Origin of the sequence: Mesorhizobium alhagi CCNWXJ12-2, from assembly GCF_000236565.1 — a bacterium.
GTDB classification, from domain to species: domain Bacteria; phylum Pseudomonadota; class Alphaproteobacteria; order Rhizobiales; family Rhizobiaceae; genus Allomesorhizobium; species Allomesorhizobium alhagi.
In genome coordinates, this window is the sequence record NZ_AHAM01000007.1 from 17961 (window position 1) to 29550 (window position 11590).

The 11590-nt window shown below is 64.1% G+C and carries 13 protein-coding genes; 5 read left to right on the forward strand and 8 right to left on the reverse strand.

The genetic code is table 11. The features are described 5' to 3' along the window. Position 1: 1 nt before the first annotated feature. Positions 2-673 (reverse strand): DUF6064 family protein, encoded by a 672-nt coding sequence (locus MAXJ12_RS00515; protein ID WP_008833766.1) that lies wholly within the window; start codon positions 671-673, stop codon positions 2-4. Further along, the gene (locus MAXJ12_RS00520; RefSeq protein WP_008833767.1) at positions 674-1591 is read right to left on the reverse strand and encodes an aldo/keto reductase; all 918 of its coding nucleotides are present in this window, start codon (positions 1589-1591) and stop codon (positions 674-676) included. It abuts the gene before it with no gap. A gap of 355 nt (positions 1592-1946) precedes the next feature. Here MAXJ12_RS00520 and MAXJ12_RS00525 point away from each other — a divergent pair, with 355 nt between their 5' ends. Further along, positions 1947-2234, forward strand: coding sequence for a hypothetical protein (locus MAXJ12_RS00525; protein WP_139043753.1), 288 nt, complete (start codon positions 1947-1949; stop codon positions 2232-2234). A gap of 63 nt (positions 2235-2297) precedes the next feature. Here MAXJ12_RS00525 and MAXJ12_RS00530 read toward each other — a convergent pair whose 3' ends face one another. From MAXJ12_RS00530 to cysG, 6 genes are all read right to left on the reverse strand, one after another. Next, positions 2298-2921 carry a DJ-1/PfpI family protein gene (locus MAXJ12_RS00530; protein ID WP_008833769.1) on the reverse strand — a complete coding sequence of 208 codons (624 nt, stop codon included), beginning with the start codon at positions 2919-2921 and terminating at the stop codon, positions 2298-2300. A gap of 132 nt (positions 2922-3053) precedes the next feature. Beyond that, positions 3054-3590: a DUF934 domain-containing protein gene (locus tag MAXJ12_RS00535; RefSeq protein ID WP_008833770.1), complete on the reverse strand. Its 537-nt coding sequence runs from the start codon at positions 3588-3590 to the stop codon at positions 3054-3056. 9 nt (positions 3591-3599) lie between these two features. Further along, a complete protein-coding gene (locus MAXJ12_RS00540; protein ID WP_008833771.1) occupies positions 3600-4352 on the reverse strand; it encodes a phosphoadenylyl-sulfate reductase in 753 nt (250 codons plus the stop codon). Then, complete coding sequence (locus tag MAXJ12_RS00545; RefSeq protein WP_008833772.1) at positions 4327-5997, reverse strand: nitrite/sulfite reductase; 1671 nt, start codon at positions 5995-5997, stop codon at positions 4327-4329. Before MAXJ12_RS00545 ends, MAXJ12_RS00540 begins: the two co-directional genes overlap by 26 nt. A 31-nt stretch (positions 5998-6028) precedes the next feature. Then, positions 6029-6337 carry a DUF2849 domain-containing protein gene (locus MAXJ12_RS00550; RefSeq protein WP_008833773.1) on the reverse strand — a complete coding sequence of 103 codons (309 nt, stop codon included), beginning with the start codon at positions 6335-6337 and terminating at the stop codon, positions 6029-6031. Further along, complete coding sequence (cysG, locus tag MAXJ12_RS00555; protein WP_008833774.1) at positions 6334-7779, reverse strand: siroheme synthase CysG; 1446 nt, start codon at positions 7777-7779, stop codon at positions 6334-6336. The genes MAXJ12_RS00550 and cysG overlap by 4 nt, the downstream gene beginning before the upstream one ends. Before the next feature lie 222 nt (positions 7780-8001). Between cysG and MAXJ12_RS00560 the strand changes: the two genes are divergently transcribed. From MAXJ12_RS00560 to MAXJ12_RS00575, 4 genes are all read left to right on the forward strand, one after another. Next, positions 8002-8214, forward strand: a complete 213-nt coding sequence (locus tag MAXJ12_RS00560; RefSeq protein WP_008833775.1) for a hypothetical protein — start codon at positions 8002-8004, stop codon at positions 8212-8214. Positions 8215-8231: 17 nt separating this feature from the next. Then, positions 8232-8681 (forward strand): baeRF12 domain-containing protein, encoded by a 450-nt coding sequence (locus MAXJ12_RS00565; RefSeq protein WP_008833776.1) that lies wholly within the window; start codon positions 8232-8234, stop codon positions 8679-8681. Between the two features lie 258 nt (positions 8682-8939). Continuing rightward, positions 8940-10775, forward strand: a complete 1836-nt coding sequence (gene ybaL / locus MAXJ12_RS00570; protein WP_008833777.1) for a YbaL family putative K(+) efflux transporter — start codon at positions 8940-8942, stop codon at positions 10773-10775. Between the two features lie 192 nt (positions 10776-10967). Next, on the forward strand, positions 10968-11590 hold a 623-nt coding region (locus tag MAXJ12_RS00575; RefSeq protein WP_008833778.1), incomplete at its 3' end, for a metal ABC transporter solute-binding protein, Zn/Mn family.

Below are 11590 nucleotides of genomic sequence, written 5' to 3' on the forward strand. Positions count from 1 at the left end.
CTCATTTTGCGGCCGGAATCAAGCGGCGCAGGGCCAGTACGGCAATAGCCGTCCCGGCCGTCAGAAGCGGCAGCCACGCCTGGGGATCGCCCATCGTTCGAAGCGTCAGCCCGCTGAGCAGCAGCCAAAGCAGCGGGACCACAGACAGCAGCGGCGCGAGCCGACCGCTCGCCATCAGCAGGGCGCCGAGCGTCGCAATCGCCGTCGGGTCCGGCGCTATGCCGAAGACCTCCGCGCTTCGCCACGGCCGCTCGAAGAGCGGCGGCAGCAGCGGGTAGGCGACGATGCCAATCGCCATGAGCAGCACTCCGAGCCATGCGCCTATGTCCCTCCGGTCCATGGCGAGACCGCCGCGTGCGGCTGCGATCGCCAGCAGCAGCGCCTGGACGCCGAAGGTCGGCGCGACATAGACGATCGCCCAGTTGATCGTCGCATAGCGGCTCCACAGGAAAGCCCAACCGACGAAGCCCCAGAGCGCTGCGAGGATGAGCGCGACCCACAGCCCACGCCTGGGCAGCGGCCAAAGCACGAGCAAAATGATGGCAAGGCCGGCGGCAAGCGTTGCGAAATGCAGCGGCCAGAACGCGGCATTGTGCAGTTCGAACATGCGCCAGTAGACGCGCGGCGAGAAGAGCAGGAAGTCCTCCGGCCGGTACGTCCACCATTCCGACATCTAGAGATCCCGGACATGGGCGGTCATCCGCTCGCGCATGGCTGCGTCTGGGAGCGGATCGGCCGCGGCGGCTACGTTCTCGCGCACGTGATCGACGCGGGTGGTGGCGGGGATGGCGACGGTGACGGAAGGATGCGCGAGGATGAACTTCAGGATGAACTGCGCCCAGCTTGAAGCTCCGATCTCAGACGCCCAGGCCGGCAGGGGCTCGCCTTCGAGCCGCCGTGTCAGTTCCCCTTGCCGGAAGGGCCGATTGACGATGACGGCTATGCCCCGCTCAGCCGCCAGCGGCAGGAGGCGCTCCTCCGCCTCCCGGTCGACGACGTTGTAGGTGAGTTGCACGAAGTCGAGTGGAAAATCCCGCATGATCTGCTCGAACAGATCGTGCCGGCGGCCTTCGGAGGTGGTTATGCCTACATAGCGGATCCGTTCGTCCGCCTTCATCGCAAACAGGGTGTCGAGATGCGCCTCCCAGCCGACGAGATTGTGGACCTGCATCAGGTCGAACTGCTCGACACCCCAGAAGCGCCGGGACTGCTCGATTTGCGAGGGTCCGTCCGCCGCGGAGGAGGTCCAGACCTTCTCCGCCGAAAACAGCGCGTCCGGCCGGCCAAGTTTTTCGAGGCCATAGCCGATCACGGGCTGTGAGGAGCCGTACATCGGCGAGGAATCGATCACGCTTCCGCCCGCCTCGAAGAACGCCGCCATCACGTCGGCACATTCGTCGCGCAGCACCGGGTCATCGCCGACATTGAAGGTGATCCAGGTGCCGAGGCCGACCGCCGGGATCGCCTCGCCGGAGGACGGAATGGTCCGCGCCAGAGGTGCATGCGCCTGGCCAGATGCCGCTCCGGGCAGCGCGAAGGCCACTCCCGAGGCAGCAGCAGCCTTCACGAATGTTCTGCGGGTGAGGATCATCCGTCTGTCATCCTTTCGCACTCCAGCGCATGGTCCCGGCCAGCGGTCCTTGAAAGCTTCCCGGAACGTAGGGCGGGCGAAGGGTAAGCCAACGTGGCGCTCCCATGGGAGCAAGGGATTGGTCGATCGTTTGTCGCTGGATTGGTCATAACGCTGGTGGCTACATAGGCGAGCCCGGCCAGCCTTTTTCCGATAGCGAGTTGCCGCCGGCATCGCCGCTGGGCGCATTCCTCCTAACCGATGAGGAATTCTTATTGGGCAGCTAAAAATTTCTCATTTGATAAATTGTGCAGCGCACCACATCTGCATGCTGCAACGCAGCAACAGATGGATGGCTTCGGCCAACGGAAAGAAAATGAAAAACGCAATCATATCGTCTTTGGCCGCCGCGGCGGTCATCGCAGCCGCAGTTTCGGCAACCGCCGTAGCACTCGCCTCCCAGGGTGACAGTCACGTCGAAAACAAGTTTTCGGTCGGCCTGCCGGTCCGTCCGCAGATGTTCTACGGACAGGATCCAACTGCCTCGGATCTGCGCCCCGTCAATAACGGCTATGCGTTCTCGGCCACGCTTGAAGACGGCAAGCTCCGCCTTTTCCCGCATGGCGGCGCCGGCCGTTTCCCGCGCAACGCGCCCTCGAACTGATGCTTGGCGTTCGGGTGGCTGGCAAGTCACCCGAACTTCAACGCTTTCGGATGCCCGCCCGAACTACTCGGCAGCCTGCCGCGTCTCGCGCATCAACGTCTTGCCATGGGCGATTTCGGTGCCGAGCACCTTCAGGCACTCGCGCATGAAGGCGGCGAGGCCCGGCCAACCCTTGGCCGAGACGAGGTTGCCGTCGGCATGCGCGCCATCGGGAGCAACGTCGATATAGATGCCGCCGGCGAGCCGGACCTCCGGCTCGCAATATTGAAGCGCTGCGACCTCCCTGCCGCGCACCACGCCGTCGACCGCTATCAGGATCTGCACGCCGTGGCAGATGGTGAAGATCGGTTTTCCGGTCTCGTGGAAATGGCGGACGATCGCCTGCACGCCCTTGTCGATGCGGATATATTCCGGGCCGCGGCCGCCGGCGCAATATACTGCGTCATAGTCAGCCGAGTTCACCTCGGAAAAGGTCTTGTTCACGTAATAGTCGTGTCCGAGCTTCTCGGTATAGGTTTGATGCCCCTCGAAGTCGTGCAGCGAAGTCTTGATCATCTCGCCCGCCTTCTTGCCCGGGCATACGACATGCACCGTGTGGCCGACCGCGTGCATGGCCTGCTCGAAAACGAAAATCTCGTACTCTTCGCTGAATTCACCGACCAGCATCAGAATTTTCTTGCCCGGCATCTCGGTTCTCCTCCCAGATCAGATTTATTTCGGTCGCCGAAATAATCGCGCGCATCCTATGGCGGAAACGCTGAAAGGAAAAGCCGGAAATGTGGCGCAGCGTTGGCGGCGCAGATCACATTGGGCGAACGGCTAAGCGGCGGGAACTCGGCGCCAGGAATATTTCGCGCCTTTGCCCCCCGGCTTGGCCGTCGGCTGATAGTAGAGCGGAATGCCGCCGGTGCGCCCGGCTTCGAGGCGGGCGATCAATGTCGGATGCGACACCTCGAACTCAGTGAAACCCAACCGCAGCATATGCGGCAGCTGGTCGATCAGCACCTGGCCGGTTGCGCGAACCGTGCCCTGGAAGCCGTAGCGACTGCGCAAAAGCTCTCCCTTGGAGAAGCTGCGGCCGTCATTGAACGCGGGAAACGCCAGCGCCACGAGCGAGACATCGTCGAGCAAATCGGTGATTTTTTCCAGCGCATCGCCGGGCAGCAAGAGCACGCCGAGCCGCTCCTTCGCGGATTTCCGCACTTCCGGGTCGAGGTCGAGAAAAGCCTGCAACGGCAGGATGAAGCGGCCATTGCCGGAGAGCGCGTCGGCGCTCTCGGCATGGACCCACTCATCCTCGCGAAAGCCTTGCGGCGTCCACAAGCGCGTGGCGATCTGCGCGTTCGGTTCGGACATCAAAATTTCCTAGTGTGCCGCGTTCGCAAGCGACCGGTCGAGTTCGGGCAGATGAATGCCACACTCGGTTTTGGCCTGTCCAGCCCAGCGGCCGCTGCGCGCATCCTCGCCCGGCTGCACGATCGACGTGCAGGGAAAGCAGCCGATCGACAGATAGCCATAGGCGACGAGCGGGTTCTCCCGCAGCGCATGTGCTTTCATGTAGTCGGCGAGGTCGCCAGTGGTCCAGCGCGCGAGCGGATTGATGCGGATGCGGGTTCCGACCGCCTCGAAGACGGGCAGCGCCTGCCGGGTCGCGGCCTGGAAGCGCTTGCGGCCCGTGAACCAGGCACGAAACGGCTCGACGCCGCGCGCCATCGGCTCGACCTTGCGAATGGCGCAGCAGGCGTCTGTATTGGTAAGGTGCAGCTTACCGTCCGGATCGTCGCGATTGAGCGCGGCTTCCTCGGGCGTGATGATGCGGATGTCTGTCAGGCCGAGATCGGCGGCCAGCGCATCCCGGTAATCGAGTGTCTCGCCGAAATGCTTGCCGGTATCGAGAAAGACGATCGGCAAGGCGCTGTCGATCCCGGCGACCATGTGCAGCAGCACGGCCGAATCCGCCCCGAAGGACGATACCGCGGCAACGTCGCCGCGACCAAACAGCTCGACCGCGCGCGAAATAATTTCGGCGGGCGGGAGATAACCGTAGAGCGCATCGAGACGCGCGGCTTCCGCCTGCGTCTCCGCTTCGAGGTCAGGCAGCTTTGGCTTCGCTTCCATAGAGCGCCTCCTTGAACGGCGCGGCGCCGACGCGGCGATAGGCGTCCAGAAATTTTTCCGAATGGTCGGTCCGTATGCGCAGATAGGTCTCGACGACCGTCTCGATCGCGTCCGTGATCTCTTCCGGGCCGAAGCCGCGACCGATGATCTCGCCGACCGACGTGTTCTCGTCGCCGGAGCCGCCGAGCGTCACCTGGTAGAGCTCCGCGCCCTTCTTCTCCACGCCGAGAATGCCGATGTGGCCGACATGGTGGTGTCCGCAAGCGTTGATGCAGCCCGAGATCTTCAGCTTCAGTTCGCCGATTTCGCGCTGACGCTCCAGCGAGGCGAAGCGGCGCGAAATCTCCTGCGCGACGGGAATCGAGCGGGCATTGGCCAGCGCGCAATAGTCGAGGCCGGGGCAGGCGATGATGTCGGTGATCAGGCCGGCATTGGCGGTCGCCAGATCGATCTCGACCAGCGCGTCATAGACCGCCCGCAGATCGGCGCGGGCGACATGCGGCAGCACCAGGTTCTGCTCGTGGGTGACGCGGATCTCGTCGAAGCCGTATTTTTCTGCGAGGTCGGCGACCGCTTCCATCTGGCTGTCCGAGGCGTCGCCGGGAGCCTCGCCGATGCCTTTCAGCGAGATGGTGACGGCGGCATAGTCCGGATGGCGGTGCGTGACGACATTCTGGTCCAGCCATTCGCCGAAGCTTCGGCTGTCGAGCCGCGCCAGGCGCACGGTTTCGTCGCCTTCGGGGCGTGCGACAAGCTTCGGCGGCGCGAAATAGGCCTCGATCGCGCGGATGTCGGCTTCGGGCAGCTTCAGCTCGGTGTCCTTCAACGCCTCCCACTCGGCTTCCACCTGCCGGGCAAACTCATCCGCTCCTGTCTCATGGACGAGGATCTTGATGCGCGCCTTGTACTTGTTGTCGCGGCGGCCATAGAGGTTGTAGACCCGCAGAATGGCCGTGCAGTAGGAGAGCAGCTCGTTCTCCGGCAGGAAATCGCGAATCTTCTTGGCGATCATCGGCGTGCGGCCCTGTCCGCCACCGACATAGACGGCAAAGCCCAGTTCGCCCGCCGCGTTCTTCTTCAGATGCAGGCCGATGTCGTGCGTCTTGATGGCGGCGCGATCGCGCTCGGCGCCGGTCACCGCGATCTTGAACTTGCGCGGCAGATAGGAGAACTCCGGGTGGACCGACGACCATTGGCGCAGGATCTCGGCATAGGGCCGCGGATCGGCGACTTCATCGGCGGCCGCGCCAGCAAAATGATCGGCGGTCACGTTGCGGATGCAGTTCCCCGAAGTCTGGATGGCGTGCATCTCGACCGAAGCGAGATCGGCGAGGATCGCCGGCACGTCGGAAAGCGCCGGCCAGTTGAACTGGATGTTCTGGCGCGTCGTGAAATGGCCGTAGCCCTTGTCGTATTTGCGGGCGATGTGGGCGAGCATGCGCAATTGCCGCGGGTGCAGCGTGCCGTAGGGGACCGCGATCCGCAGCATATAGGCGTGGAGCTGCAGATAGACGCCGTTCATCAGCCGCAACGGCCGGAACTGCTCCTCGGTGATTTCGCCGGCCAGCCGCCGGTCGACCTGGTCGCTGAATTCGGCGACGCGGGCATTCACGAAATCCTGGTCGAACTCGTCGTAACGGTACATTTTCGTCCTTCAGGGCCGCTCGGCCCTCTCCTCATGCCGCCTGCGGAACAGCCGGCCGGGCCTGCTTGCCCAGATCGTTTCGGTTGGTCGGCCCGCTCGCCCTGATCTGCTCGCGCAACCGGTTCGGGCGGATGACGCCATCGACCAGTTGGACATCGATCAGTTCGACATCGAGCACCTCATTGTTCAGGAAGGCGGCCTTGCCGATCGCTTCCAGCCTCTCCTCGTCGGCCTTGTCGTGGGCGAGCTCGGCATTGTCGATCGTTTCGGCCCAGACCTGGCCAGTCGAGAACCACACGGCCTCGCCGTCGGTCAGCCGGTTCGCGGTGAGTATCTTCATGCGCCTGCTCCCAGATTCTCTTTTGCCGCGACGCGGTTCTGCTCGGCGAGCGGCGTCGAGCGGGCGAAGTTCGCGCCTGCGACGGCGTCGCCTATGAGTGTCATGACCGGCCCGGTAAGTTCATCGCGGTCCTGAAGCGCCGGAAGGTCGGCGATGGTGCCGTGGAAAAGCCGGCGTTCGGCGAGGCTCGCGTTTTCCACCACCGCGACCGCCGTATCCGGCGACAGGCCGGCCTCGATCAGCCGCGCCGCGACATCGGCTGCAACCGAGCGGCCCATATAGACGGCGACGGTCGCGCCCGAAATCGCGAGCTTCGCCCAGTCGGGCAGCGCGCCGCCCTTCAGATCGTGGCCGGTCGTGAACACCATGGACGAGGTCACGCCGCGCAGCGTCAGCGGCAGTTCGCAGTCGGCAGCCGCGGCAAAGGCCGCGGTCACGCCCGGCACCACCTCATAAGAGATGCCCGCATCGCGCAGCGCCTGCATTTCTTCGCCGGCACGGCCGAAAACCAGCGGATCGCCTGATTTAAGACGCACGACGCGCTTGCCCTCGCGGCCGAGCCTGACCAGAAGCGCGTTGATCTCATCCTGCGACTTGGAGTGGCAGCCCTTGCGCTTGCCGACCGGCAGACGCTCGGCGTCGCGGCGGCCCATGGCGACGACCGCCTCCGGCACGAGCGCGTCATACATGATCACGTCGGCTTCCATCAGATGCCGTTGCGCCCGAAGCGTCAGCAGGTCCTCGGCGCCCGGTCCGGCGCCGACCAGGGCGATATGCCCGGAGGCAGGCGCATTGCGCGCCAGCAATTCGGCCGCAGCCGCACGCGCCTCGGAAGCATGGCCTATCTCCATCGCCCGCGCCGGCGCGCCGGTGAAGAAATCGTTCCAGAACCGGCGGCGGCGGCTGCCCTTGGGCAAAACCTTGTCGGCCACGTCACGCAGCGAATTGCCGAGCGCAGCGAGCGGCCCGAGCGAGGGCGGCAGCATGCGATCGATCTTGGCCCGCACCATCTGCGCCAGAACGGGACCAGCGCCTTCCGTGCCGACGGCGACCGCCAGCGGTGCGCGGTTGACAAGGGCGGGCGTAAAGAAATCGCAGAGGTCGGGGCGATCCACCGCATTGACGGCGATGCCGAGCCGGCGGGCGTCGTCCGACACTTGCCGGTCGAGTTCCTCGTCGCCGCTTGCGGCAAAAACCAGCACCGCGCCTTCGAGTTGTGACGGCTCGTAGGGGGCGTTCACATGCGTCGCGCCATTGGCGGCAATCCATGCGGCGAGAGCGGGTTCGGCGTGATCCGCAACGATCGTGAGGCGGGCGCTCGACTGCCCGAGCAGTCGCGCCTTGGCCAGCGCCTCGTCGCCGCCGCCGACGATGATCACAGCTTCGCCTTCCACCCGCACGAAGACGGGGAATGCATTGAGTTTCGCGGCGCCGTTGGTCACTTCAGGCAGGCTCCTGGATTTGCATTGGAATTCTCGGCGAAAGTAGCCCTCTTAAGAAGGCATGGCCTCGCGCCGCGCCACATACTAGGCGATGCATTTTCCGGATTGCACGCAATCGGCAGAAAATAATTCTTGGCCGGCGACCTTAGTCCAACTCGAAAAGCGGAACATCACTGCGGAGCCAGCGTTTAGTCACGACAGCCACTATGAGGAGATGACGGCATGGAACGCAAGAAGGGCGAGCGCGACAAACAGCTCGAAAGCGCCGAACATCTCAGCACGGAGGGCAGCATGGAAGGCGGCGCCAGCGGCGGCGGCGTGGCCCGTGACGTCGGCAGTCAGGACGATATGAAACGCGGCTTCGAGCGCCCCGCCGGCGCGACACGCGTGCAGAAGGAAGAGAAAAGCAAAGCCCGCCGCAATTCACGCCGATAGCAATGAGGAAGCGTCCGATGAGCGATGTCAGGCTGAAGCACGGCCTCTGGATACTGGTGGCCGATGGCGAGAAAGCGCTGTTCCTGAAAAATGACGGCGACGCCCGAAACCCCGACCTGAATGTCGTACGCGAAGTGCGCGACGACAATCCTGCAACGCGCGAGCAGGGTACCGACCGCCCCGGACGCTTCAGCGACGGACCTAATATACACAAGAGCGCGGTCGCCGACACGGATTGGCACCGGCTCGGCAAGGAACGCTTCGCCGACGAAATCGCCGAGCGGCTCTATACAATGGCGCATCGCGGAGACTTCAAGGAGATCGTGCTGATCGCTCCGCCCTTGGTGCTGGGCGAAATGCGCAGGAAGCTGCACAAGGAAGTAATCGACCGCATCCTGGCGGAAGTGCCGAAGACACTGACCAACCATCCAGTCCCGGAAATCGAGCGGATTCTTCAGGAGGCGTAACAGCGCCTTCTGCACAGCAGCGACTTCGAAGAGCCGTGCTCCCGCCTTCCAGCAGAACGGCCGAGATATCCGTAAATGTCTTGGCCGCCTCCCTTGCGGCGTAGGGTGTATTGAGATTCAGGGATAGGCCGAACCGAGCCGGCATCGCTGAATATCAACACAACCTTGCCGGGGTTGCGTCCGGGCGGACCTCTCCACATTATTGGAATCGCTGCGGCTTCGCGGCGGTCTCCATTCGAGAAAGGCGCACCCGCAACGATGCCGCATGAAACGCCCCTGATCGCAACAATCGTAGCCGGTCTGGGGCTGGCATTCATCTTCGGGGCGCTGGCCAACCGTTTTCGGGTGCCGCCGCTGGTCGGATATCTGATCGCGGGCGTTCTGGTCGGGCCGAACACGCCCGGCTTCGTCGCCGACCAGGACCTTGCACTGGAACTCGCCGAGATCGGCGTGATCCTGCTGATGTTCGGTGTCGGCCTGCATTTTTCGCTCAAGGACCTTCTGTCGGTGCGCGCCATCGCGGTTCCGGGCGCCGTGGTGCAGATCGGATTTGCGACGGCGCTGGGCGCCGGCCTCGGCTGGATGCTGGGCTGGCCGGTCGGCGCCGGCATCGTTTTTGGCCTTGCCCTGTCGGTCGCGAGTACTGTCGTGCTTTTGCGCGCACTTCAGGAACGCCGCATGATCGACACCGAACGCGGCCACATCGCCGTTGGCTGGCTCATCGTCGAGGATCTGGCAATGGTGCTGGCGCTGGTTCTGCTGCCGGCGCTGGCCGGCATGCTCGGCGGCACAGGGCGGGGTGTGGAAACCAGCGCCAATATTCTGTCGCTGCGGTTCGATTTCGGCCTGTGGGGGATCTTGGGCGTCACGCTGGCCAAAGTCACCGCCTTCGTCATCATCATGGTCGTGGTCGGCCGCCGGATCATTCCGTGGCTGCTGCACTACGTCGCGCACACCGGCTCGCGCGAATTGTTCCGGCTCGCGGTTCTTGCCATTGCGCTTGGCGTCGCCTTTGGCGCGGCACAGCTTTTCGGCGTGTCCCTGGCGCTCGGCGCGTTCTTCGCCGGCATGATCATGAGCGAATCCGAGCTGTCGCAGCAAGCGGCGGAGGAATCGCTGCCGCTGCGCGACGCATTTTCGGTGCTGTTCTTCGTCTCGGTGGGCATGCTGTTCGATCCGACCAGCCTGTTTCACGAGACCTGGCCGATCCTGGCGACGCTGTTCATCATCGTCATTGGCAAGTCGGTGGCCGCCTTCCTGATCGTCTTGGCCTTCGGTTATCCAATCGCCACGGCGCTGGTCATCTCGGCCAGCCTGGCGCAGATCGGCGAATTCTCCTTCATTCTCGCCGAACTCGGCGTCGGGCTGGACCTGCTTCCCGAGCAGGGGCGCGACCTGATCCTCGCCGGCGCGATCCTGTCCATCATGCTCAACCCGCTGGTTTTTGCCGGCGCCGAGCGCATAAAACCCTGGCTGGAGAAACGCACCGGCAAAGCAGCCGCAACGCCTGCGGCCAAACCGGTCGCGCCGGCGACCGAACCCGGCGAGGTCGCGACGCTGGCAGAGGCCGCAAGCGAGACGGAGGATGGTCCGCCGCCTATGACGAAGCTCAACGAGCATACGATCCTGGTCGGCTATGGCCGGGTCGGCGGTCTTGTCGGTCAATCGCTCAGGCAAGCCGGTCTGCCGTTTCTCGTCATCGAGGACTCGGACAAGACGCTTGCCCGGCTGCAAGCCGACGGCATCGAGACGGTGGCCGGCAACGCCGCCAAAGGCGAGGTATTCGCCTCGGCCAATGCAGCCGGCGCGAAGCGGCTGATCCTCGCCATCCCCAACGCCTTCGAGGCCGGCCAGATCATCCTGCGCGCACGGGCGGCCAATCCGGCGATCGCCATTATCGCCCGCGCTCATTCCGACGCCGAGGTCGAACATCTGAAGGATCTCGGCGCCGACACCGTGATCATGGGCGAACGCGAGATCGCGCGCGGCATCGTCGAGCAGGTTTTGGAAGGCGATGTGGAACCGCCCTTGGCAGGCGAAGAACCTGAGGCGCCGGACGACACGAAACCGACGGAACCACCCGCGGCCGCTTAGGGTTGTCCTTCTGCTTCAGACTTACACGTTCTGCCTGTTTCAGACCTACACGCTCTGCGGGTGCGCGCTTCTGGCAAAGGCCGTATCTCGATCCTTGTTGCAAACGATTTGCAATTGCATTGACAGGCGCAGCGGCCTGCCCTAACTATGCGTGGGCTGCCGCATTGCGCGGAGCACAAATCAGGATGTCTTATGAGATTGCTCGCGACCGCTTCGGCCCTGCTCCTCGCCCTTGTTCTCGTCGCATGCTCCGCCGAAGGCGACGCCGGAGGCCGGGGGGCGGGCGAAAAGATGGTTGCGGTGACCACCTTCACGGTGATCGCCGACATCGCCCAAAACGTTGCTGGAGACGCGGCGGTGGTGGAATCGATCACCAAGCCCGACGCCGAGATCCATAATTACCAGCCGACGCCCGGCGACCTGATCAAGGCGCAGAAGGCTGACCTGATCCTTTGGAACGGCCTCAACCTCGAACTCTGGTTCGAAAAGTTCTTTTCCAATCTGAGCGATGTGCCGAGCGCCGTGGTATCGGAAGGCGTCGAGCCGATGGGCATCGCCGAAGGGCCATATACGGGCAAGCCCAATCCGCATGCCTGGATGTCGCCCGAAGCGGCGCTGATCTATGTCGAGAACATCCGCAAGGCCTTCGCCGAGCATGATCCGGAGAACGCCGAGACCTACACGAAGAACGCCGCCGCCTATTCGGAGAAGATCAAGGCCACGGTCGAGCCGATCCGGGCGAGGCTCGCCGCCATTCCCGAGGAACGGCGCTGGCTGGGCTCCAGCGAGGGCGCGTTCTCTTATCTGGCGCGCGC